General features: G+C 36.3%; 24 protein-coding genes. 15 read left to right on the forward strand and 9 right to left on the reverse strand.

The genetic code is table 11. From position 1 onward, the window contains the following. Positions 1–94 precede the first annotated feature (94 nt). The gene (locus CRS_RS01470) at positions 95–940 is read left to right on the forward strand and encodes a hypothetical protein (RefSeq protein WP_142722323.1); all 846 of its coding nucleotides are present in this window, start codon (positions 95–97) and stop codon (positions 938–940) included. Positions 941–1,078: 138 nt separating this feature from the next. On the opposite strand, the gene CRS_RS01475 is transcribed toward CRS_RS01470, so the two are convergent. The 3 genes from CRS_RS01475 to CRS_RS01485 all read right to left on the reverse strand — a co-directional run bounded on the left by CRS_RS01475 (position 1,079) and on the right by CRS_RS01485 (position 6,078). Continuing rightward, a complete protein-coding gene (locus CRS_RS01475; RefSeq protein WP_142722324.1) occupies positions 1,079–1,690 on the reverse strand; it encodes a response regulator transcription factor in 612 nt (203 codons plus the stop codon). A gap of 5 nt (positions 1,691–1,695) precedes the next feature. Continuing rightward, the gene (locus tag CRS_RS01480) at positions 1,696–4,617 is read right to left on the reverse strand and encodes a HAMP domain-containing sensor histidine kinase (protein WP_172616977.1); all 2,922 of its coding nucleotides are present in this window, start codon (positions 4,615–4,617) and stop codon (positions 1,696–1,698) included. Positions 4,618–5,430: 813 nt separating this feature from the next. Next, positions 5,431–6,078 carry a DUF1349 domain-containing protein gene (locus tag CRS_RS01485; protein ID WP_142722326.1) on the reverse strand — a complete coding sequence of 216 codons (648 nt, stop codon included), beginning with the start codon at positions 6,076–6,078 and terminating at the stop codon, positions 5,431–5,433. Between the two features lie 89 nt (positions 6,079–6,167). Here CRS_RS01485 and CRS_RS01490 point away from each other — a divergent pair, with 89 nt between their 5' ends. From CRS_RS01490 to CRS_RS01530, 9 genes are all read left to right on the forward strand, one after another. Continuing rightward, positions 6,168–6,905 carry a LuxR C-terminal-related transcriptional regulator gene (locus CRS_RS01490; protein WP_142722327.1) on the forward strand — a complete coding sequence of 246 codons (738 nt, stop codon included), beginning with the start codon at positions 6,168–6,170 and terminating at the stop codon, positions 6,903–6,905. Positions 6,906–6,997: 92 nt separating this feature from the next. After that, positions 6,998–7,348 (forward strand): AraC family transcriptional regulator, encoded by a 351-nt coding sequence (locus CRS_RS01495; RefSeq protein WP_142722328.1) that lies wholly within the window; start codon positions 6,998–7,000, stop codon positions 7,346–7,348. 411 nt (positions 7,349–7,759) lie between these two features. Next, positions 7,760–9,016, forward strand: coding sequence for an aminotransferase class I/II-fold pyridoxal phosphate-dependent enzyme (locus CRS_RS01500; protein WP_142722329.1), 1,257 nt, complete (start codon positions 7,760–7,762; stop codon positions 9,014–9,016). A gap of 5 nt (positions 9,017–9,021) precedes the next feature. Next, positions 9,022–9,654 carry a TetR/AcrR family transcriptional regulator gene (locus CRS_RS01505; protein ID WP_002980040.1) on the forward strand — a complete coding sequence of 211 codons (633 nt, stop codon included), beginning with the start codon at positions 9,022–9,024 and terminating at the stop codon, positions 9,652–9,654. 99 nt (positions 9,655–9,753) lie between these two features. Then, complete coding sequence (gene dnaX, locus CRS_RS01510) at positions 9,754–10,839, forward strand: DNA polymerase III subunit gamma/tau (protein WP_142722330.1); 1,086 nt, start codon at positions 9,754–9,756, stop codon at positions 10,837–10,839. Positions 10,840–10,877: 38 nt separating this feature from the next. Then, complete coding sequence (locus CRS_RS24640; protein ID WP_228451147.1) at positions 10,878–11,453, forward strand: hypothetical protein; 576 nt, start codon at positions 10,878–10,880, stop codon at positions 11,451–11,453. Between the two features lie 399 nt (positions 11,454–11,852). Then, a complete protein-coding gene (locus CRS_RS01520; RefSeq protein WP_142722331.1) occupies positions 11,853–12,935 on the forward strand; it encodes a chorismate mutase in 1,083 nt (360 codons plus the stop codon). A gap of 162 nt (positions 12,936–13,097) precedes the next feature. Then, positions 13,098–14,024: a ribosome small subunit-dependent GTPase A gene (gene rsgA / locus CRS_RS01525; protein ID WP_142722332.1), complete on the forward strand. Its 927-nt coding sequence runs from the start codon at positions 13,098–13,100 to the stop codon at positions 14,022–14,024. Positions 14,025–14,609: 585 nt separating this feature from the next. Further along, positions 14,610–15,026 (forward strand): nucleoside-diphosphate kinase, encoded by a 417-nt coding sequence (locus CRS_RS01530; protein ID WP_034722935.1) that lies wholly within the window; start codon positions 14,610–14,612, stop codon positions 15,024–15,026. A 79-nt stretch (positions 15,027–15,105) separates the two neighbouring features. On the opposite strand, the gene CRS_RS01535 is transcribed toward CRS_RS01530, so the two are convergent. After that, complete coding sequence (locus CRS_RS01535; protein ID WP_228451148.1) at positions 15,106–16,953, reverse strand: alpha-L-fucosidase; 1,848 nt, start codon at positions 16,951–16,953, stop codon at positions 15,106–15,108. Between the two features lie 152 nt (positions 16,954–17,105). On the opposite strand from CRS_RS01535, the gene CRS_RS01540 reads away from it, so the two are divergent. The 3 genes from CRS_RS01540 to CRS_RS01550 are packed head-to-tail and all read left to right on the forward strand — an operon-like array spanning position 17,106 to position 18,948. After that, entirely contained in the window at positions 17,106–17,327 is a 222-nt protein-coding gene (locus CRS_RS01540; RefSeq protein WP_142722333.1) for a hypothetical protein, read from the forward strand. Between the two features lie 2 nt (positions 17,328–17,329). Further along, on the forward strand, positions 17,330–18,427 hold the full coding sequence (locus tag CRS_RS01545) for a DUF692 family multinuclear iron-containing protein (RefSeq protein WP_142722334.1): 1,098 nt from the start codon (positions 17,330–17,332) through the stop codon (positions 18,425–18,427). Between the two features lie 29 nt (positions 18,428–18,456). Beyond that, positions 18,457–18,948, forward strand: a complete 492-nt coding sequence (locus CRS_RS01550) for a DUF1772 domain-containing protein (RefSeq protein ID WP_142722335.1) — start codon at positions 18,457–18,459, stop codon at positions 18,946–18,948. Between the two features lie 216 nt (positions 18,949–19,164). On the opposite strand, the gene rpe is transcribed toward CRS_RS01550, so the two are convergent. From rpe to CRS_RS01565, 3 genes are read right to left on the reverse strand one after another with little or no spacing between them, the layout of a single operon-like run. Next, positions 19,165–19,815, reverse strand: coding sequence for a ribulose-phosphate 3-epimerase (rpe, locus tag CRS_RS01555; protein ID WP_142722336.1), 651 nt, complete (start codon positions 19,813–19,815; stop codon positions 19,165–19,167). Positions 19,816–19,841: 26 nt separating this feature from the next. Beyond that, positions 19,842–20,141: a hypothetical protein gene (locus tag CRS_RS01560; protein WP_142722337.1), complete on the reverse strand. Its 300-nt coding sequence runs from the start codon at positions 20,139–20,141 to the stop codon at positions 19,842–19,844. Between the two features lie 3 nt (positions 20,142–20,144). After that, complete coding sequence (locus CRS_RS01565; protein WP_002980022.1) at positions 20,145–21,218, reverse strand: M42 family peptidase; 1,074 nt, start codon at positions 21,216–21,218, stop codon at positions 20,145–20,147. 51 nt (positions 21,219–21,269) lie between these two features. Between CRS_RS01565 and CRS_RS01570 the strand changes: the two genes are divergently transcribed. Next, positions 21,270–21,974 carry a DUF4294 domain-containing protein gene (locus CRS_RS01570; protein WP_142722338.1) on the forward strand — a complete coding sequence of 235 codons (705 nt, stop codon included), beginning with the start codon at positions 21,270–21,272 and terminating at the stop codon, positions 21,972–21,974. Between the two features lie 24 nt (positions 21,975–21,998). Here CRS_RS01570 and CRS_RS01575 read toward each other — a convergent pair whose 3' ends face one another. Both CRS_RS01575 and mnmD read right to left on the reverse strand, forming a co-directional pair. Further along, complete coding sequence (locus CRS_RS01575) at positions 21,999–22,415, reverse strand: NUDIX domain-containing protein (protein ID WP_142722339.1); 417 nt, start codon at positions 22,413–22,415, stop codon at positions 21,999–22,001. Positions 22,416–22,501: 86 nt separating this feature from the next. Then, positions 22,502–23,176, reverse strand: coding sequence for a tRNA (5-methylaminomethyl-2-thiouridine)(34)-methyltransferase MnmD (mnmD, locus tag CRS_RS01580; RefSeq protein ID WP_142722340.1), 675 nt, complete (start codon positions 23,174–23,176; stop codon positions 22,502–22,504). Positions 23,177–23,261: 85 nt separating this feature from the next. Between mnmD and CRS_RS01585 the strand changes: the two genes are divergently transcribed. Beyond that, entirely contained in the window at positions 23,262–24,332 is a 1,071-nt protein-coding gene (locus CRS_RS01585) for a branched-chain amino acid aminotransferase (RefSeq protein ID WP_142722341.1), read from the forward strand. Positions 24,333–24,359: the final 27 nt, after the last annotated feature.

The following is a 24,359-nucleotide window of genomic DNA, read 5'->3' on the forward strand; positions in this document are numbered from 1 at the left end:
AGGCTAGCTCACTAAGGCTGATTGATGATATGTCAATTGCCTGCATGATTGATTTCTTTTAATAAATCAATAATTTCTAAACAAATATACTAAAATGAAGAAAATAAAATTAACTCTTTCCGGCGTCATGATGTGCCTTTCAATCGTTGCTTATTCCCAGGTAGGTATCAATACAGATTCTCCTAAAGTAACATTACATGTAGAAGGAAAACCTGATGTTGCAACAATCCCCGATGGAGTAATGGCTCCGAGAATAACCGGAGATCAGCTGAAAGCTAAAGATGATGTTTATTTGGCCGCACAGACCGGAGCATTGGTTTATGTGACTCAGCCTGTAACCGTGCCTTCTGTAAAAACAGCAAAAGTAGATAAAGCCGGTTATTATATGTTTAACGGAACAACGTGGAAGTTTGCATTTGGAGGAAAAGATGATGATATTACTGTAGGGGATTTAATTTACTACCACGGGAGTATCCCTGCGGGAACTTCAGGGACTAATATTTTAGCCAGTACCTATCTTTCAGATCTTCCTGTCCTGGGAGGTTTCTTAAGGCTTGATGCCCAGTTTGACGGCAATTCGTCAGGAACAGGGGCTGCTACAACTTTTAATCCGAGGCTGTATAATGCAGGAACGTCAGATGTGAAGATCTGGGTTTCAGAAATGTCGACTCATACCGGGGATTCTGACAATGGAAACATTAAATTGTCACCAGGTGCCTACAGACAGTTTGATGATGGCGTCTATCTTACCCAGACACACAATGAGACTGTTACGTTTGATATCACCATACAGGAACCGGAACCAAGATGGTACAGAGTGTACTATGCATTTCGTGTAGATAACAAATCTAATACAGGAAGCAGCAATGCAACCACAACCGACTCCAATACCTCTGACAACACAAGAGAGCTGTATCTTTCTGTACAGAGACTTTATTAGACAGCTTTGTATAAAGCTGCCCGATGATTCTAAAAATGCAATGATATAAAAAAATAATAGATTATCTGTTTAAAAACGGATAAGATTTGTGTTTTTTCTGGGGGCTGGAATAGAATGAGATTTCAGCCCCGTTTTACTTTAATGCATCATTTCATATACTTTGATCAGCTCTGCAATGTTACTGACATCAAGCTTTTGAAAAATTCTTTTTTTGTAGGTACTTACTGTAGACATCTGGATGTTGAGTTTATTGGCAATTTCCAGGTTTCCATTTCCATCGGCAAGAAGTTTGAAAATTTCATATTCCCGCGAAGACAGTTTTTCTACAGGATTATTTCTTTTGTTTTGAATGATAAGGCCGATGAGTTCTGCCGGATAAAAATATCCTTTTTCAATAACGGTTTTCACCGCATTTCTGATTTCCTCCTCACTGCTCTGTTTATTCAGGTAACCTTCAGCGCCTTCTCTGATATATTGTATGGCGACATCTTTATCATATCCTGAGAATATAAGGATCTTCAGGTCATGCTGTATGCTTTTAAGCTCCGGAACCATTTTTTTATATTGGGTTCCCGGCATGTCAATATCCAAAATAAGAAGATCATATTTTTGATTTTCCAACTTATTTTTTACCTGACCATAGTTTTCGGCAAAATCTATTTTCAGTCCCGGATATGCAGTTTCAAGAACCAGTGAAGTACCTGCTCTTACTACATAGTGATCATCAGCGATTAAAATTCTTTCATTCATAGGGGTTAGTTTTTATTGAGTGTTATTTCCACAATAGTCCCTTTTGGGGTGTTTTGTCTGAAACTGATTTCAGCATTGATCTTTTTTACCAGGTGGATTACCATATGCAGGCCTAGCCCTTTTCCTTTGAAGCTGGGAGTTTCCAGCTTAGGATTTCTGAAAAGATTCATATAAACGGCAATCTGTTCATCCGGCATACCTGTTCCTGTATCAGCAATTACTATTGTAGATTTCTGTTGGCTTTCTATAATATTCAGGGTTATATTTCCTTCAGTGGTATTCTTTACCGCATTGTCAAGAATATTATGAATAATAGCGGTTAGAATACTTTCATTTACCTGGGAATACACTTTATATTCTGTAAGATTGGTGATCGACGTCCCTTTTTCTTTCGCAATTTCATAAAATAATTTGTTCTTGATTTCCAGGATTCTGTTGATGACATATTTCTTTTCCTCAAAAATGTTTTCAGCCTTATACAGTTCAGTATATTCCTTTAAATTGAGCGTAAACTGATAAAGCTGTTCAGAAGATTTATAGATGCTGTCAAAATATTTCTTCTGAAGCTCCACATCATCAGATTCATGAAGCTTCTGGGAAAGCATGGCAATAAATCTGATCGGAGTGGTAATATCATGGCTGATGGTTTCCACCAGTTTTTTCTGATATTCCGTTTCTTTCTGCAGATTATTCTTCACGACTTCAAGATGAAGAGAGGTTTCTTTAAGTTCAGAATTTTTATTATGAACAAGCTGTTTTAAAGCTTTATTTTTTATTCTTAAAAAATTAGTGGTCAGCTGTACAATTACAATGATGAGGATCAGAATAATAATAGAAGCTGATACCCTGAAGAGCAGTGTCTGATAAAAAAGAGGTTCAATTTTGAAGCGTATTTTTTTTTCTTCATATCTGCCATCCGGAGAAACCAGAACTCTTACACTTAATGTGTACTCTCCGGGAGAAAGATTGCTTATCGTATATTTCAGCTCTTTTCCGGCTGTTACCTGCTCCCATTCAGAATTTTCTTTTCCTGATATTCTGGCTTCAATATAAAGATTTTCCAGATTAGAAAAATAAGGAATATCAATAAAAATATCTGCAGTTTTATAGTCATTTTTTAAATCGAGGACCTGATAAAAATACTGAGGCTCAGAATTTCCGATTTTTACTCTTTCTAAATAGATCTTATTCCTTTCAGGATAATAAGTATGAATACTTTCCGGATTGAAAAATACAAAGCCATCCATGGATGGAAATACAAAATCTCCATTTTTAAGGGCATAGGCATTGGGTTCAGAGCTCCCATTGAACTCATTCGTCAGGAAACCGTCTTTTTTGGTAAAACGGTAATAGAAAACCTGGGTTTTTCTGTTTTCGGCATACTGAAGCAATTGCTTTTTAGGAACTTTGAAAAGTCCATTGTTGGAGGAGATCCAGTAAAATCCCTTCTGATCTTCAAGAATATAATGAGCCGACTGCAGATGGTTGTTTCTGTCATTCGGCATCCTGATAAGTTTTTGGTTCCTGAAGAGGTAAAATCCGTTTTTATTCGTTGTAATCCAGATGAGATTATCCCTGGTCTTTATAATATTTTTTACCTCGATGTTTCTGAGTAAAGGGGTAACTGTATTATTTCCTGTCTTTACCAAATACAGTCCATCACTACAACCTGCAAGGATTTCATTTTCACTATATTGATAAAAAGCATTGACCGGATTTTTAAACTGATACTTGACTTCCGGATGGACAAACTGATCATTTTTATAAACATTAAGCCTTGTACCTGAACGGTCAGTAAGTGTTGCAGCATAAAGATTTCCACTTTTCATGAACGTTTCAAATCCTTTACCGATAAAGACAGAGTCTTTCTTTTTATACTCCGAATTTTTATAAAACCTTATTATTTTATTTTTTTTTCTGATCAGAATGTTGCCGGAATTATCATACATCAGATAGTTGTCATTTACCCCGAATGGGCGTTGGGTAATAAAGCCGTTTTTTCCAAACTCAGTTCCGTCATCCGTGACAATCGTGTTTTCACTGAAAGGAAGGGAGGCATAAAATACGTTGTTTGAAAAATCGGCTTCTTTTTTCGCTACATAAAAATTCGAAAGTTGAAGTATATTCAGACCGTTATTGAGCGTTCCCAGATACAGTCTGTCAAAATCCTTATCATAAAACATAGAGCAGTAAGAGTGCCTGCCTATTTCCTCAAATTGGACAAGAAATTTCAGACCGGGGTTCTTTCCATTGCTGTTTACAATATAAATATTGTCATGATTGATTATAAAAGTCTGATTGGTGATCTGCTGCCAATAGATCTTGGTATCAGGATCATTAAAAAGGGTAGGCCTGTCAGATACTGAAAGATTTCCTCTGTAGATAGAATAGGTTTTTCTTCTTTTCAGATCATTAATGTAAAGAGTATCATTCAGCACAAAAGTATAGTTCAGATCTCTGTTGGTAAAAGGAATTGTAATTTTTATTCCCCTGTTTCCCTCTTTATAAATGATCTGGTTTTTTTCTTTAAAATAATATGTTGAGTTTTTGAGTTGTATAAAATACTTAAAATCATTATTAAAATCTGATGTTATAATATTATTCGCAATCCGATATATAGACTCAGAACTATTGGAATACATGATTTTGTCGCTTCTTTTGCTATTGCATAATTGGGGGAATCTGTTTTTGATAATAATTTTATTTCCCTGAAAATTATTAATAACAGTGATGCTGTCCAGAAGCGGATTGCCGGTAAACTCTTCAAAACGGAGATTGTTTACCCTGAAATTGTTAAACGTAATGAATGAACTTCCGTCATAGCGTACAAGTCCGTTGTCTGTAGAGATCCAGATAAAGCCATATTTGTCTTTGACAATAGCCTTTGCGCTGCTTTGCGGAAGCCCATTGTCTGTATTGTACCACATAGAAGTGTGGCGCTGTCCGTAACTGTTTAAATATATGCAAGCAAAAATAAATGCCCAAATTCTCATATATGTGCAAAACTGATGTAATGCCTGCTGCTAAAGCAATAGGCGGTTAATAATAGTATTTGTACAAGTCAAAGTTTTTTTAACGGGCAGGAACGATTGAGAATAAATTTTTATCATTGAAGTTTTCTGGTCTTTTGTGTTTTATATTTTTTGATTGTGTAAAAATAGTGAAATTATGGCGATAAATAAGTATCTTATGACTGTTTTGCGCAAGTTTTATCCCGGTTTTCCGGCAGGAGGACCATGATAATTTTCTGAAGCAATATTGTATTTCAATAATAAGTGATAAATTTATTTGACATTCATTTTAAAAAGTTTTTCGTAAATATCAGTGATATACCGGATTTATAATTTATTTAAAAAAAATATAAATAATAAATAGTGATGTGGATTTATTATTTTTACAGATGTATTGATTAACGGTTTAAGTGATGTTAAATTGCTTTTTGTAGTAAAAGTTTGACAAAAAACTGAGGTTTATTCTACATGTTATCTTTGCCACGCCTTATGGATATTCATATTTTTGCAAAAAAATTATCATAACAACCTTAAAAGTTTTATGGTAAATAATGATTCTAAGAACGCAAACGGTTTTATCTCAAAAAAATAAAAGAGACTGTATCATATCAAACATATGCAGTCTCTTTTTATGAACAGTGCTTTAAGTAATATTATTAACATAAAAAACCTCCCGTAAATGTGGGGAGGTGAATAAAATTGACTGTATATTGAAGTGTAATTCAATCGTTATTTGTTCGTTTCAAGCCATTTTAATCTGCGCTGATCCGGCAAGTGCTTTACTTTGAAGTTTTCAAAAACTGCATTAAACCCATCTCCGTCAGGACATGCAGCCATTAGGCCTACCATGACAGGAGTATTATCCTGAAGAGGTGCATTTCGCATCATGATATAACTTTTATCATCAAAAGAATAGAATATTTCCACTGCATCCAGTCTTCTTACAGCTTTTATCCAGACTGCAGGGGGAGTTTTTTCTAATGTGATAACACTCCAGTCACTTTTGTTGTGGGTAACCACAGTGCTGAGGTTATATTTGCCATCTACAAATTCCACTCCGGCCTTGACATAATGCTCTTTATCTGTTCTCAACATCAGCCCCATCTGATCAAATCTCGCTTTGTAGCTGCCGGTTATTTTTACTTTTGCCTCAAATTCGCCGCCGTAAACAGTATAGTAAAAAGGAGCATCATCTACGGTGAATCCATAATGGGATATTCTCCAATAATCACTTTGAGGGGTTACAAACATTGACAGGCTGTTATTTTTGATTTCCCATTTTTCAGGTTCATTAAACCAGGTCATTTTCTCAAGAGTCTGTGTGGAAAATTTTTGAACAAGGAATACTGTACAAAAGCCTAAAATCAATTTCTTCATTTTCTTATGGATAAGTTCTAAGGGTAAATTATTATTTTAGCAAAAGTATTATTAAACATCAATTGCATCAATACTGATAAATAACCATTATGAAGATCCGGGAACAGCTCAGTGATAAATTACTGGATACAACCTGTAAAAAATGTATGCTTGATATAGAAATATACAAGCAGAGAGCGCTGGCGTATTCTCATATGGAAGGCGCTATATGTGTGTTGAGCGATATGCAGGAAAATAAAAGCTATATTTATAAATCTGCAGCGGCAGCAGAACTGGGGCTCAGTATGAGAGATAACCCTGCAGAGATAGATTCTATCTGGGAGGAAGAAATGTTGGGAAAAATCCATCCTGATGACCGTTTGAAAAAATACATCCATGAACTCCGGTTCTTCAAATTGCTGGACGGCATGGAAATGAACCAGCGTGCAGCTTACAGCGTGGTTTCGAAAATCAGGATAAAAAATAAAAATGAAGAGTATTGCTGGGTAAAACATCGCATGTTTTACATCTATTCACCGGACAACGGACGGTTAAGGCTGGCGTTCTGTCTTTATAATATTGCCCTGAGCTTATCTGTAGCCTCTGATTTTATGATTATCAATACAATAAAAGGAGAAATCGTTGTAAAAGATAAGCTTGATTATGGAAATATATTAAGCCCCAGAGAAATGGAAGTGTTGAAATTTGTAGGAGAAGGATATGCCAGCAAAGAAATTGCAGGGCTATTGTCTATAAGTATCAATACCGTAAACAGGCATCGTCAGAATATTTTGGAGAAGCTGAAGGTGAAAAATTCTGTGCAGGCATTCAAAGATAGTTTTTATTAGTTGCCAGATTGAAATATCCGAAAAGTTCACCATGCTGTTCTGTTTCTTATGATTAAATTTATATTTTACAACACTTAGCAGTAACCCTACAGATGAAAAGAAGTGAAGAAATTACCTTTCAGTACTTTGCCTTTTTAGACCGGCATATCCAGGATGTTATTTCAGGAGTTACTCCTGAATTCATGGAGCTTAATGAAATTGCCGTAGAGCTTGCTGTTTCCCATAAACATCTTACAGATACTGTCAGGAAAGAAATGGGGCAGCATCCCTGTTATTTTTATGATCAGAAAATTATTGAACAGGCCAAGAAGATGCTCATTACTTCCGATAAGTCCATAGCAGAAATTGCCCGCATTTTCACTTATGATCCATCCAATTTTTCAAAATTTTTTAAAAAAATGACAGGCTCTACTCCGGGAGCGTTCAGAAAGTCCAGCCTTTAAATACATTTTGTTTCTTCAGCCAAAAAGGATGACCGGATTTTTCTTTAGGTAGGGATTTAATCATATAGAATAGGGCTGTAAATATACATGTAGTGAATTATCTTGTTAAAATTGTTAAAAAATAATCTTTTATAAATGAGAGGGTTGTGAAAAAATAAACACATTTTTTTATTATTTATCTATTAATATTTCTTTATTGTTTACTTTTTTTATTAAATTTAGGTAAGAAAAAACTAATTAATTCAATAGAAATAAATGTTAAAAAAGACAGGTGTATTAAATTAGTTTGGTTTCCAGCGCATAAGAATAAATTATTGTGTTTTTAATAATATTTAATCTTAATAAGGGAGCTTAAGCCCTTCAAATAGTTATATATTTGTTTTTTTTAAACCACAACAAACAAGATTAAGGATGAGCATCAATTTCACAACAGCAACTATCAAAGACTTTGAGAATATACCAGATAACGATATGGCTCAAAGGGCTGAAATTTTTTATGAATATTTAGACTATGTAAAGTCTAATGGACACATGAATTACAGACTGAAGAATACTTCAGGAACCAATGCGATACTGAATGTAAATATTGCAGACCAGAACAGAGAATTTGTTAGTTTTGTATCAAGTGATTATTTGGGATTTACACAGCACCCAAAAGTAAAACAGGCAGCTATTGAGGGAATAGAGAAATATGGTACAGGTACAGGAGCAACTCCTCTTATCGGTGGCTATTTTGATTACCACAATGCTTTGGAAAAAAAAATCTCCAGTTTTTTTAAACGAACAGAAGATGAAGCCGTGGTCTTTACTACGGGGTATACTGCTAATAGCGCCACTTTGCAGTGCTTAATGCAGAAAGAAGATCTTGCTATTTTAGATATGGCTGTACATGCCAGTGTACATGAAGGATGTGCTTTTACCAATAAAAAAACATTTCCTCACAATAATTTGGAATCTTTGGAACACATTTTGAAGGTATCTGAAAATCTGTACCGTACGAAACTCGTTGTTGTAGATGGAGTGTATTCCCAGGATGGAGACACCTCCCGTATCAATGAGATCTATAATCTTGTGAAAAAGTACAATGCCTTTCTCATGGTAGACGATGTGCATGGCGTCGGTATCCTTGGAGAAACAGGAAGAGGTACTCTGGAACAGGCTGGATTATTGGATAAAGTAGACATCATCACAGGTACATTCAGTAAAACTTTCGGCAACCTGGGTGGATATGTTATTGCAGATAAAAAACTGTCAGCATTCATCAGATTCCAATCCCGCCAGCAGATTTTCTCAGCAACAGCACCACCATCATCCGCAGGAATCGTAAAAGCTATTGATTTAATTGATGAAGAACCTATCTGGAGAGAAAAGCTCTGGAAGAATATCAACTATTTCAAAAAAGGGCTCGATGATTTAGGGTTAGATACCGGAATTACCTGCTCCGCAATTATTCCTGTAAAAATTGGAGATCCTTATGTAACAGGAGAAGCAGGAAAGCTACTAATAGAAAAAGGAATCTATACCAACCCGATTCTTTACCCGGCTGTACCAAGAAAAGATGCACGTATCAGGATGAGCGTGACCGCAAGACACGAAAAAGAACATCTCGACAAAACGCTTAACGCGTTTGATGATATTAATAAAAAATTGCATATTGCGAAAAAATAATAATTATGCCTAGAAAAGTAGTGCAGGGCCCCATTAGGGACAAAGAAAAAACAAAACAGAAACTGCTTGCTGCAGTTGGTAAAATTTTAAGAGTAAAAGGATATTCCGGATTAAAAGTAAGTAAGATCGCTGCCGTTGCAGGATTTGATAAAAAATTGATCTATGAGTACTTTGGAAGTACTGATAAGCTGATTGATGAGTATATCAAATCCCAGGATTACTGGAGTCAGGTGAACCAGGATGTAGACATGGATTTTTCTGACGGAGGACATGAACTTACCAAAATGGTGGTGCTTAATCAGTTCGAAAACCTGAAGAAAAATAAGGAACTTCAGAAAATTATTCTTTGGGAACTTTCAGAAAGCAAGCCTATCCTTAAGAAACTGGTTGATCAGCGTGAGGAGGTAGGCGAGGTTTTATTTGGAAATATCTCAGATCCTTACTTCGGGGAAGGTGTGGCTACAAGACACAGGGCAATTATGGCTCTGATTGTTTCCGGTGCCTACTATCTTAACCTGTATACAGGGTATAATGCCAGTAAGTTCTGTGGGATTGACCTGAAAACTGAAGAAGGCAGAAAAGAAATTGAAGGTGCTATCGTTGAGTTGATTGACTTTGCATACAGCAAGAAAAAGTAAGGGTTAAAAGTTTTCTGATTAGAGCAGAAATATATTTTTTGTTGATAATTTGAAAACTTTTAATTTTCAAATTAAAACTATATTTCTTACTTTTGGCCAATGGAAAATTTTATAGTATCTGCAAGAAAATATCGTCCTCAGGAGTTTGATACGGTTGTAGGACAATCCCATATTACGGATACTTTAGAACATGCAATTGAAGAAAGCCAGTTAGCTCAGGCATTGCTTTTTTGCGGACCTCGTGGTGTGGGTAAAACTACTTGTGCCAGAATTCTGGCAAGAAAGATCAATGAGAAAGATGGTTCGGTTTCAGAAGATGGCTTTGCGTATAATATCTATGAGCTGGATGCAGCATCCAATAACTCTGTAGATGATATCAGGGAACTGATAGATCAGGTACGCTTTGCTCCTCAGGTTGGTAAATATAAAGTATATATCATCGATGAGGTGCATATGCTGTCTTCTGCCGCTTTCAATGCTTTCCTTAAAACTCTGGAGGAACCACCTGCCCATGCCATTTTTATTCTGGCAACTACGGAGAAGCATAAGATTATTCCTACGATCTTATCCCGCTGTCAGATCTATGATTTCAAGAGAATTACGATTGAAGACATTCAGAGCCACCTGAGAAATATTGCCCAAAAGGAAAATATACAGTACGAAGATGACGCTTTGTACCTGATTGCTCAGAAAGCTGATGGAGCATTAAGAGATGCACTTTCTATTTTCGACAGGCTTTCCACTTTCTCACAGAAAAATATAACGCTGGCCAAAGCTGCTGAAGTACTCAATATTCTGGATTATGACCAATATCTGAATATCGTGGATCTTGCCAAGGAAAATAAAATTCCTGAAGTGCTTTCTGCATTCAATGAGATTGTGAAAAAAGGATTCGATCCCCATATCTTCATTGCCGGATTGGGAAATCATTTCAGAGATCTGATGATGGCGCAGAATGCTTCTACAATGGAACTTATTGAAGTAGGAGAGAAGACAAAGGTCAAATTCGTGGAACAGGGACAGAAGTGGCCCGCCCAGCAGCTGATTGATGGTATTGAGATCTGCAATCATGCGGACATTAATTATAAGAATTCCAAGAACCCAAGACTTACAGTTGAAATTGCGTTAATGCAGCTGGCTTCACTGACAGCTAATTTAGGTGATACTAAAAAAAAAAGTTCCTGATACTGGCTCCGTTTCTCAGTGAGAAACAGGAAGTGAAAATGCCGGAAAAAGCTCCGGAAAAAAAAGAAGTTAAGAGGGAACAGGAACCTGCAGTTTCTCAGACGGTTCAGGTTGCTTCAATAGCAAAAACAACCAAGCCATTATCCAGACCGGGAATTTCTTCCGGTTTCAGCATCAATTCATTTTTGAACAAGGAAGATAAAGAGGAAGCAGCAGAAGATGTTGTTGTCAGAACTGAAAACCTTCCTCAAAACCATTTTACAGATACAGATCTGCAGATGGAATGGAAAATTATGCTTAAGCAGCTTCAGGTAAAAAATAACTTTGTTTTTAATGCTGTAAAAACCTTTAAACTGGTAAAAGCTGAGGAGCATAAAATCAAAGTTTTATTCCCTTCAGACTCTGCTAAAGTAGAATTTGATAAAATAAGTGGGGAATTTTTTAATCATTTTAAAAGAAAAGTTCAGAACCATATTATTGAGGTAGAATACGTCAGAGACGTTGAAAATCTGAAGATTGAGGTGGTGACGAAAAGAAAAATGTTTGAGAAGTTTATCGAAAAAAATCCACTTTTGAAAGATCTTGATGATTTAATGAAGTTTGATTTGACATAATTTTTATATATTTGTCAAATATTTCTGTCGAAAATACGTTTTTGACAAGAACAATTTGCAACCAGAAACGCTAAAATAAAGACATTTCCAGAAGAAAATGGAAAAATTGACTCACACATATCTGTCTTTTTTTGCACCCGCTAATTACTTTTTTAGCGGTTATTTTAGTTTTTCTGCTTCTTATTACAGAAATTTCAGAACCTATTACCGATTTTATTGGTATTGTTAACTGAATTTCTTTCCAAAAAATACAGGAGAAGTAGAGCCCTATTATTTTCCTGATTCCTTTAAACAATTTTGAACGGCATTTTTTGAAAAGAATTATAAATTAAATTTTATAATCCAAAGGGCTATTGCTGTCAAAGAAAAATTATACAAAAAACAATAAAATTTAGAATAATGAATTTAAATGATTTAAAAAATGAGTGGATCGAAGGGCTTACGCAGCCTCTGATGATTGCAGGACCATGTAGTGCGGAAAGTGAAGCTCAGATGCTTGAAACTGCAAGGAGAATTAAAGAATCTAATGCTAATGTATCGGTTTTCCGTGCAGGAATCTGGAAACCCCGTACCAAACCAAACGGTTTTGAAGGAGTTGGAGTGATTGGTTTGAACTGGCTGAAAAAAGTAAAAGAAGAGTACGGTTTTAAAACAGCTACTGAAGTAGCCAATGCACACCACGTGTTTGCTGCTCTGGAAGCCGACGTGGATGTTCTTTGGATTGGTGCACGTTCTACAGTGAACCCGTTTACGGTACAGGAAATCGCAATGGCTTTAAGAGGAACAGATAAACCGGTATTCGTGAAAAATCCTGTTAATCCGGATCTTGCATTATGGATCGGAGCGTTGGAAAGGCTTTTGGGACAGGATATTAAAAATCTGGGGGTAATCCACAGAGGATTTTCAACCTACCAGAAAACAAAATACAGAAACAACCCGAACTGGCAGATTGCCCTTGATTTCAAGAGTCAGTTTCCGAATATTCCAATGCTGATTGACCCATCACACATCTGCGGAAACAGAACAGGTCTTGCTGATATTACCCAGGAAGCACTCAACGTAGGATACCAGGGAGCTATCATTGAGTCTCACTGTAATCCTGATGAAGCGTGGAGTGACGCTTCTCAGCAGATTACTCCGGAAGTTCTGGCAGAACTTATTGGTAACCTCAAAGTAAGAAGCTCTAATCTTGCAGGTTTTGAAGGAGAAATGGGAAGACACAGAACCTTGATTTCAGATCTTGACTTCCAATTAATTGAACTTCTTTCTCAAAGGATGAAAATTTCTGAAAAGATCGGTAAGCTTAAAAAAGAAAATGATATTGCGATCTTCCAGCCTGAACGTTGGAAAGTAATCACAGAATACGCTACACAAAAAGCAAAAGAAACAGGAATGTCTCAGGAGTTTATTGAAAAAGTATTCAAAGCGATTCACGAAGAATCTATTGAAGTTCAGAATAACATTATGATCGATAAAAGATAAATCGCAGATTACAGGCAGAAGAACATAAAGCTTCTCCTGTATTTTCGGTACAAGTATAATTTAGGGCTTAGAGATCAGTATTTAGGGTAATTGAAACATTTGTTTTTAAACCCATTTCCTGATTCTAAGCCCTAATTCCGTATATTTGCATCAGTATTATCTATGAAAGGAAAAATCATTAAATCTACAGGCAGTTGGTACCAGGTTTTGGAATTGGAAACACATAAAATTTTCGAGGCCAGAATCAGGGGTAAATTCAAATTGATAAAAACCAGACTTACGAATCCGCTTGCTGTAGGAGATTTTGTTGAGTTCCAGCTGGAACAGGATGATATTGCATGGATTACGAAAATTGAACCACGTTCCAATTATCTGATCAGAAAATCGGTGAACCTTTCAAAAGAAGCTCATATTATTGCTTCCAATATAGATCTGGCATGTTTTATTTTTACCCTGAAGCATCCTGAAACATCCTTAGGATTTCTTGACCGCTTTCTGGCTTGCTGTGAAGCATATAATATTACACCGCTGATTCTTTTCAATAAAATTGACGTTTTACACGAAGAAGAAATTGAAATTGTAAAAGACATTGAGTTCCTATATCAGGAAATCGGTTATGAAACACTTGAAATTTCTTCCTATTCCAAATTAAACCTGGATCAGCTTCAGGAAATTCTTAAAGATAAAACTTCAGTATTCTTCGGCCACTCCGGTTGCGGGAAATCTACTTTAGTGAATGCTTTGCAGCCGGGGCTGAATTTAAAGACGTCTGAAATTTCAGATACCCACCTGAAAGGAAAGCATACTACAACATTTGCACAAATGCACTTCTGGGATTTTGGCGGAAATGTTATCGATACTCCTGGTGTTCGTGAGTTTGCGATGATTGATATTGAAAAAGAAGAAGTACAACATTACTTTCCTGAGATTTTCAAAAAGAGGGAAGAATGCAAGTTTCACAACTGCCTTCACGTTAATGAACCGAAATGTGCCGTTATTGATGCCCTTGAAACAGGCGAAATTCAACATTCCCGCTATGCTACTTACATTAAATTGATGGATGAGGCTGAAGAAGCTTCCCAGAAATAAAAGGACAGACATTTCTTTTATTATGTCACATGAATCCGGATAATCTGTATCATTTTATTTTGGTGTCATATAAAATAATATTCTAATAAATTACTTCCTTAAAGATCAAATTTAAGATACATAGAAGCATTTGTTTTTTATGAATTATTTTTTTTGAATTTTAATGAAAAAAAATCTGTTTTTGAATAATTCCACTTTTTGGCACTATCTTTCTCATAAATAACTCCAATTTTGTCACATTTTGATTGAGCTTGAAAAATGATACTAAGGTAATTTTGGCTATTGCAATAATAGCAAAAAAAATGATAAAATTATTTCATTTGACTTTTTATGTTGTTGAAAATTATGGAATTAGTAAAAAAATGTGGTATTTTTTTTGAAATAAAAAACCCAGCCGAAGCTGGGTAAAAACTAATAACCATGAAAACTCAAATTAAACATGAGAATCGCAATAGAATAAACAATTACTGTGCCAAAGTTTAGTTCATGAATTCTTAATAAAAGTTATTTTTATGTTAAAAAAAAATTAAAATAAAAATCAAAGATATTTTTTGTAATTTTGCGCCACTAAAAAAATATACATTTATGTCTAACATTACATTCACTATGATTAAGCCTGATGCAGTTGCTGACGGACATATCGGTGCTATATTGGGTAAGATTGCTGAAGGAGGTTTTAAAATCAAGGCTTTAAAATTAACTCAGCTTACAGTTGCTGATGCAAAAAAATTCTATGAAGTACACGCAGAAAGACCATTCTACGGAGAATTAGTAGAATTCATGAGCTCTGGTCCTATCGTAGCTGCAGTTTTGGAAAAAGACAATGCAGTTGAAGACTTCAGAACATTAATCGGTTCTACCAACCCTGCTGAAGCTGCAGAAGGTACCATCAGAAAAATGTTTGCAAGAAGCATCGGAGAAAATGCTGTTCACGGTTCGGATTCTGACGAGAATGCATTAATCGAAGCTCAGTTCCACTTTTCAGGAAGAGAGATTTTCTAAGAAAATCGTCTTACAAAATAAAAAATCCGGAGAACTTCTCCGGATTTTGTTTTTATATGAATTTGTATTTCATTTCCTGTTAGAGATTATTTTCAACAGCTCCCACATTTTCTCTGTACAATTCAACAGGTTTATCCAGCAAAACTGCAATGACCGTCATCTGTTTATCCTGCCTTTGTTTAGGAATATCAATGTAAATGATTCCCGGTCTGTCGCTCCAGTACAGCTTGTTGTAAACCGTGTGAGTAAGCATACTTCCTTCACCTACGATTCTTATTCTGGCAATGTTATTTTTTATTCCTTTCAGCGCAATAGGACCGGTGGGAGTTCCTTCTACAAAAAGATAAAGAGTCTGTTTGTCTTTTGATAAAGCGCTCATTCCCGGGAAGTGGCCTGCCGGCAGTCCTTGCCCTGTCTCAAATAAGGCTTCTGCGTGCTTGCTTATCCATTGCAGTGTTTCGGGGTTGGTGGTAGGCGTTGTTTTGATTTTCATGTCAAGGCCATCCTGAGTGAGACCGCTATGAGTCAGTAAATTATGGCCATAATTCAGGGCGTTGGCAATATCATAGGCGGCTTCCTGAGTATCTTTATTTTCCAGAATTTCAGCCAGCAGATATTCTTCCTTTTTAAAATCATTCAGAAATGTAGGCGGAGTGTCAAATATAAGTTCTGCGACAGTGACATCTTTGTCAAATTTTATATTGGAAAAATTCAGTGTCAGTATTTTTTCAGTATTATAATTCATTTTAACCTCAGCGGTCGGATCTCCAATGATCTTTACAGAAAGAGGTTTGGTTGCCAGTCCGTAAATCTTTGCAAAGTTTTTGGCTTCTTCCAGATAAAGGAATAGAGATTTTTTGGAGGCTGACCAAGAAGATTTTCCTTTATAATGATCAAAAGGAATTCCGCGGGTTGTTTCATAAATAGCCTGTTGATTTTTAGACGTCCAGCGCCCCAGGTTTTTAAGAATTTCCACTTGTTCCTCAGGAATAGTGCCATCTGATTTCGGACCGATATCAAGCAGCAGATTTCCCCCCATGCTGATGACATCTGCGAGAGTTCTGACAATCATATTGGGTGTTTTGTAGTTTTTGTCGTATGGTTGATATCCCCAGGAGGCATTCATGGTATAGCAGAGTTCCCAATATGGATTCTGTGGCGGAATTACCGGAATCCCCTGTTCAGGAGTATCATAATCTCCATGATTGTTGAGCCTGGAATTGATAATAATATTAGAATTGAATTTTCTGAGTAAATCCAAAGTTTGAGTTGCTTTCCATTCCTCGGAAGTATGCTCCCAGTCTCCATCAAACCAAAGAAGGTCAGGAGCATACTGAGAGGAGAGTTCATTAAGCTGACTCTGATAATATCGGATAAATTTCTGCCAGCGCGCCGGCTCATTTTTGAGTTCGTAACGTTTTTTTGTCCGGGTATTGATGTCATAATACGGATGGCTCCAATCCGGCAATGAGAAATAAAGCCCTGTTTTTAATCTTGACTTTTTCAGGGCAGAAATAAAAGGACTTAAAACATCTTTTTTCGCCAGTGCGTTTTGGGGAATGCTTGTCGCTTTTTCTGCCTTTGAATTCCACATTGAAACTCCGTCATGATGTTTGGTTGTAATAACCGCATACTTTGCCCCGGATTCTTTAATAAGATTGACCCATTGCTCAGGCTGATATTTTGCAGCTGAAAAACCATTCAGCTGTTTCATATAATTTTCATGGTTAATGTAATTATTGAAGAATGACCAGGATTCGGAGATTCCATTGACGGAGTAGATTCCCCAATGAATAAAGATACCCAGTTTGGCATTTTTAAACCATTCCATCTTTTTGCTGTTGTCAGCTGTTTGTGCTTCTACATCCATACTACCCGCAGATAATATCAGTCCAAGGAAAACAGCTTTAATCAGACTGCTTTTCATATATAAATTTATTTTACATTAAATATAAATAAAGAAACATTACAGGATAAAATAGTTTTTAATATTTATTGATAATTGTTATCCAAGCGTTTCTTATTATTGTAATTTTATAAATGGAACGTTTATTGTAAAATTACCTGAAAAAAGAAATTATGAAAATTCCGGCAATATTAATGGCAAGTTTGTTGGCAGCAGGAGTATCTGCACAGACTACTAAACCTTTGACTAAAACAAAAAAGCCTGTTAAAAAAGTAAAAAAAGCTGCGGCTTCGGATACGGTCGAAAAGAAAAAACCGGGAACTCCTAAACCGGTCGTAAAAAAAGATACACTTGTACTTCATGGATACGGCTGCCCGGCCTGCGGAATGGGGTAAGGATGAAAAGACCAATGTTAGGATTGTCAATGATGGCAGAAGCTGATTTTGTTTCTGCTATTTTGCCATTGATGCAGAATAATTCCATCGATGTGCTGGAGTGGTCTTTTGACACTCTTTATCATACCCATGAACCAGACTGGCTTCGTGATCTGTTAAACTTTTATGCAGAGAACAGCCGTTTGATAGGGCACGGAGTTTATTACTCTCTGTTTGATGCAAAATGGACAGAAAGACAGGAAGAATGGCTGCAAAAGCTTAAAGAAGAAGTCAGACTGCGGAAATACAATCATATCACGGAACATTTCGGTTTCATGAATACCGAAAATTTTCATCAGGGAGTGCCATTGCCGGTACCTCTGCATTCCAGGATTTTACAAATAGGTAAAGACAGGCTGTGCAGACTTCAGGATGCTGTAAATATTCCTGTAGGTATAGAAAACCTGGCTTTTTCATTTTCTATGGATGATGTTAAAGAACAGGGAATATTTCTTGACAGACTAACGGAGGATACCAATGGCTTCCTGATTCTTGATCTTCATAATATTTACTGCCAATCCTGTAATTTCGAAGTAGGGATGCAGGAGATAATTAATTTATACCCTTTAGATAAAGTAAAAGAGATTCATCTTTCCGGAGGAAGCTGGCAGGAGAGTGTGTATGGGAAAAAGCAGGTGAGGAGAGATACCCATGATGGTGTTATTCCACAGGATATTCTTTCTGTTTTGCCGTCTGTACTGAAACAATGTCAGAATCTGGAATATATTATTATTGAGAGACTCGGTCATACTTTAAAAACTGAACAAGAAAAGGTTGATTTTCTGAATGATTTTAATACCGTTAAGATGATTATTGAAACTTCAGGGCTGAAACTGAGACAAGGGGGTACCTGGAGTAAAAAAGAAATGAAACTCTCAGAGAAACCTTTGGAAGACCTGGTTTTATACGAAGAACAGTCAAGGCTTACCAGGCTTCTTTTTGATAAGATGGGAGCAGAAGCTATTCAGGGGCAGGACTTTCGTTATTTTAAGACAGAAAATTGGGATTCCGAAATGATTCTTACCGCACAGAACATTATTAAAAAATGGAATCCTTATTAATTTTATTCTGATAACCAAAATCAAATTATATGAAAATGACAACATTGGTATTGATCATTACTGCCGTTCTAACTGCCTTGATAGGAGGGCTTTTTTATGCTTATTCATGTTCGGTAGTTCTGGGGTTGGGAAAACTCTCTGATATGGAATACCTGAAGGCAATGCAGAACATCAACCGGGAAATCCTTAATCCTGTTTTCTTTATGAGTTTTATGGGTACCGTAGTTCTCCTTCCTGTTTCAACGTTTTTGTTCCGTGGGCAGCAACCTGTCTTTATTTTTCTCCTTCTGGCTACATTGGCATACCTGATTGGAGTTTTTGGAGTCACGGTTGCCGGGAATGTTCCGATGAATGATGCACTGGATAAGTTTGATATTACGGGTTCCACTACGGAAGCGATCAGACAGATGCGGGAAAATTTTGAAAACAGATGGAATTTCCTGAATAATTTAAGAACTGTTTTTTCTGTCATTTCTATCATTTTTGTGGTCTGTGCCTGTGTCTGGAATAAGGAAGTATAAAATTATAAATGGAATTAGGTAAAAATACGCAAATGTCAGATTCAGTATTTCTACGGATGCGTATATGTGGTTTTATTCAGATCTTTGTCTTGTTAGTAAGACAGTTTTAAACATTTTCAGCGAGTTGAAAAAAAGATTATAACCAAGACGACTTAAGTTTCCAAACAAGAGAAAAGGCAGCCAACGGCTGCCTTTTGTGTATGATAAAAGATAATCTTAAATCTTTAAAAGTTCGATTGTTCTTTCCGGGCTTTCAGCTGAGAAAACAGCATTTCCTGCAACAAGAACGTCGGCGCCGGCTTCAAATAATTTAGAAGCGTTGTCAAGATTTACACCTCCATCTACCTCAATAAGTGCTGTAGAATTGTTACTTAAGATCAGATCTTTGGTTTCAGCAATCTTTTTATAGGTATTTTCGATGAACTTCTGACCTCCAAATCCCGGGTTTACGCTCATTAATAATACAAGATCCACATCTGCGATAATATCTTCAAGCATTAATACCGGAGTGGATGGATTTAAAACCACACCTGCTTTTGCTCCTTTGCTCTGAATATGGTGGATGGTTCTGTGAAGATGGGTACATGCTTCATAATGTACAGAAACAAGGTCTGCGCCAAGATTGATGAATTCATCAACGTATTTTTCAGGTTCCACAATCATCAGGTGAACATCTACAAACTTTTTAGCATGCTGCTGAACGGTTTTCATCACAGGAAAACCAAATGAAATATTGGGAACAAACCTGCCATCCATCACATCAACGTGTATCCAGTCGGCCTGAGAATTATTCAGCATTTCAATGTCTCTTTGCAGGTTCCCAAAGTCTGCAGATAAAAGGGATGGAGCAATAAGCTTCGTTTTCATTTTTACTTTTTATACTTTACTTTATATTATCCTATTGAAAATGAACGGTCATTGGTGAAATAATAATAGGCTAGGTAACCTGCTGTAAAAATAACTTCTACAACAGATAATTTCTTCCTGTTGAAATTGAGGAGTAGAAACCTGTCAATTATAAGGAGTCCGAAAAGAACCAGCAAGAAAATTACTTCTATTGTAATTCCTAAACTTGCACTTGGGTCGATTGTGAATAATTGATAGACAATTAAAGGAATTCCTAACCCGGCAAGCATTATAAATACAATAGAGATAAATGTTGGCCTTTTTACTAAATCAGAAATAGGGTTCATTTTTTAATGATATTTCAGTTTCATTTCCGGCTTGATCTTAAGGACCGTTTCGTAGATAAGTTTAATAACATTAGCTACATCTTCCTTAGACACCATTTCTACCGTAGTGTGCATATAACGCAAAGGTAAGGAAATTAACGCACTTGGTACTCCGCCGTTCGAATGGGCAAAAGCATCTGTATCAGTTCCTGTAGCTCTGCTGGCTGCGGCTCTCTGGAAAGGAATTTTTTTAGCCTTTGCAGTATCAATGATTAATTCTCTGATGGTGTGATGAACACTTGGAGCGAAGAATACTACCGGACCTGCGCCGCATTTCTGATCACCTTCTTTTTTCTTTTCAATCATCGGCGTGGTAGTATCATGGGTGACGTCTGTTACAATGGCAATATTCGGTTTGATAGTATCAGCAATCATATCTGCTCCATATAAACCTACTTCTTCCTGTACGGAATTAGTGATGTAAAGCCCGAAAGGAATTGATTTCTTATTTTCTTTTAAGAGTCTTGCTACTTCAGCAATCATAAAACCTCCGATTCTGTTGTCCAAAGCTCTGCACACAAAATAACGGTCGTTCATTTCAAAGAATTCGTCAGGATAAGTAATCATGCATCCTACATATATTCCCATTTCTTCCACTTCCTTCTTGGAAGTAGCGCCACAGTCTATAAAAATATTTTCGATCTTTGGAGTCGGCTCATTCTGGTTTGTTCTTGTATGAATGGCAGGCCATCCGAATACTCCTTTTACAATTCCGTTTTCTCCGTGAATATGCACTACTTTGGAAGGCGCAATGGTCTGGTCTGAGCCTCCGTTCCTGATGACATAAATCAATCCATCGTCAGTAATATAATTAACATACCATGAGATTTCATCAGCATGCGCTTCAATCACTACTTTAAATTCAGCTTCCGGATTAATAATTCCATAGCAGGTTCCATAATGGTCTATTTCTATCTTATCTACATATGGTCTGATGTAATCCATCCAGACTTCCTGTCCCTTATGTTCGTAACCTGTTGGTGATGAAGTGTTTAGGTATTTTTCTAAAAATTTCAAAGATTTCTTTTCAAATTTCATAAAAAGGAATGATTTTTGCGTTCAATTTTTGTTCTTATAAGTGTAAAAATAATGAATTTTAGTAAGATTATCTGCCTTTTTATTCTCTTTTTTGGAGTCAGTGTTTTTGGTCAGAAGGATGGTATTGTGGCAAAGCCGCTCAATCAGTACCCGCCTGAATCCCTTAAAGTGGATGAATTTGGCAATAAGTATTATTATGACGAGCAGCAGAAGATCAAGGTTTATGAAATCAATGGAGAGCCTGTAGTTGTTTTGGATGAATTGGTTTTAGTGAATAAACCCCGGTTTAATAATCAACTTGATAAGAATTACTATTATTTTCTGAATAAAAAGCTGTACAGAGTTTATCCATTATTTGTCACTGCATTGCAACAGTACAGAGATATTCAGAAAGATATGACTGATATGGACAGCAAAGCCAAAAGAAAATTTGTAAGAGAAAGACAAAATATACTGGCTGACCAATATGAAAAGCAACTGAGAGATCTTACGACTACCGAAGGACAGGTTTTTGCAAAACTGATGAACAGAGCTACCGGAAAGAATGTATTCGAAATCATCAAAGAACTGAGAGGAGGATGGAGTGCTTTCTGGTGGAATGTAAAAGGAAAAATGGCTGATATTGATCTGAAAGACCGCTATGATCCCCATACGAACAGAAGTGATGAATTCATAGAATCCTTACTGCAGTCTAACTGGAACTCAGGGTATCTGCAACCTTATCCGGGAGCCAATGATTTTAAAGTAAAGAAATAATAATATAAATTCCTGTAAGAATGCTTACAGGAATTTTTCTTTTAACTTATCAAATACAATTTTGTCTATGGGAAGCGGGAAAGGATTGTCAGGTCTGTCGATTTCAATCCATTCTGTTTTTTCAATGCAGGGGTCCAAAATAAGAAAGTCTTCTTCATTGATGATATCTACTATATAATATATGGTAAGAAGCTGCTCATTTTCTCTGAAGCGGGAAACCAGGAAGTTTTCCTGAGTATAGAAATGTTCAAGAACATTTATTTTTACATTCAGTTCTTCGTCAAACTCACGATGCAGACACTCCAGCACACCTTCTCCATATTCCAATCCGCCACCCGGAAATTTCATTAAAGGTTCGCCGGCATATTCTTCAAATAAGGTTAAAACCTGTTTGTCTTTTACCGCACATGCATACACTCTAATGTTGATCTTATCTATCATATAATATAACGTATAATATTTGTATAGCTAATGTAAGGAAAATTTATAGAGGTAAAAAAGTTAAATAGTGAAATACTTTTGCCTTTCTAGAGTTTCACTGCATTGATCATCTCTCTTTTTCCCGGCGGGCCCTGTTTTTTTTCAACCTGGAAATTCAGCTCCTGAAGGATTCTTCTAACACTGCCTTTCGATGAATAAGTTGTTAATAATCCGTTAATGGCCATTTTGTCAGAAACGAGTTCGAATAATGGCTTTTCCCAAAGGTCAGGCTGTACTCTTGCGCCAAAGCAGTCGAAGTAAACAAGGTTGATTTTAGGCAGATCAATGTCTTTCAGGTCAAAAAAATCACATTCTATCTTTTTTAAGTTGAATCCACTAATGATTTCTACTGACTTTTCCCAATCTGACAGATGAATTTTCTGATAAATATTTTTTAACTCTGGGTTATCAAAAAGTTCAAAGTAGGCTAAATCTTTAACTTCGGATTCATTTATGGGGTATTTTTCGAGTGAAAAATAATTGATGACATGATTTTTGTCAGTTTTTAAATATTCATTAATTGTTACCAAAACATTCAAACCTGTTCCAAAACCGAGTTCTAAAATATTAATTTCGCAATCGTTTATCAGATTTAGTCCATTTTTGATAAACACGTGTTCGGCTTCCTGTAGCGCTCCGTGATGAGAATGGTAGTTTTCATTTAATTCACTGATAAACAGTGTTTTACTTCCGTCGTTTGTGGTCTTAATTTCTCTTTTCAAGCTATTTTTTTGTCAAATTTACTCTAAAATTTTTATATTTAGAAAATTATGTTAAATTTGTAGAACATCGTAAAAATTTTAAAAAATGATAATTCAAAAAACTGAAAACTCCAGAATTTCTACATTTGACCCTAACAATTTTTCATTTGGTAATACTTTCATTGATCATATGATCATTTGTGAGTATGAGAACGGAAAATGGGGGGATGTAAAATTAGTTCCTTACGGTCCGATTTCATTTACGCCTGCCATGATGGGGGTAAATTATGGACAAGCTTGTTTTGAAGGTATGAAAGCCTATAAAGACAAAGACGGGCAGGTTTTCCTTTTCAGGCCTGAAAAGAATTTTGAACGTATCAATAAGTCAGCGAAGCGTCTTGCTATGCCTGAAGTGACTGAAGAAATGTTTTTAGACGGATTAAAAGCATTAGTAGATATAGACAGAGATTGGATTCCACAGGGGGAGGGAATGTCTCTGTATATCAGACCTTTGATTTTTGCTACAGAGGAAGCTTTGAAAGCAAGAGTTTCTAATAAATATATGTTTGCTATCGTTGCAACGCCAGCGAAGAGTTATTATTCAGAACCGGTATCAGTGAAAATCTCTGATCATTATTCAAGAGCTGCAAACGGGGGAGTAGGTTCTGCAAAAGCTGCGGGGAACTATGCTGCTTCTTTCTATCCTACACAATTGGCCATAGAGGAAGGGTATGAGCAAATCATCTGGACAGATGATGCTACTCACGAATATTTCGAAGAGAGTGGTACAATGAACGTTTTTGTAAGAATCAACGATACGATCTATACCCCTCCAACTTCTGAGAAAATCCTTGATGGGGTAACAAGAGACAGCTTTATTCAATTGGCTAAGAGAAGAGGAATCGAAGTGAAAGTAGAGCCTATCGCTGTGAAAACAGTCATTGAAGCTTTAAAGAACGGTTCCCTTAAAGAAGTTTGGGGAGTAGGTACGGCTGTAGTTACCACTCAGTTCCAGGCTTTAGGATACCAGGGAGAAAAACTTGATCTTCCAAGATTATCTGATGAAGAAAGCTTTGCAGCGATCCTTAAGAAAGACCTTGTGGACTTACAAACCAACCTGTCTGAAGATCCTTTCGGATGGAGAGTTATTGTAGATCACGCTTTAGAAACAGTATAATAGCTTATAAATAACAATTGGAAAGCC

The organism is Chryseobacterium sp. ON_d1, from assembly GCF_006829085.1.
GTDB lineage: Bacteria > Bacteroidota > Bacteroidia > Flavobacteriales > Weeksellaceae > Chryseobacterium.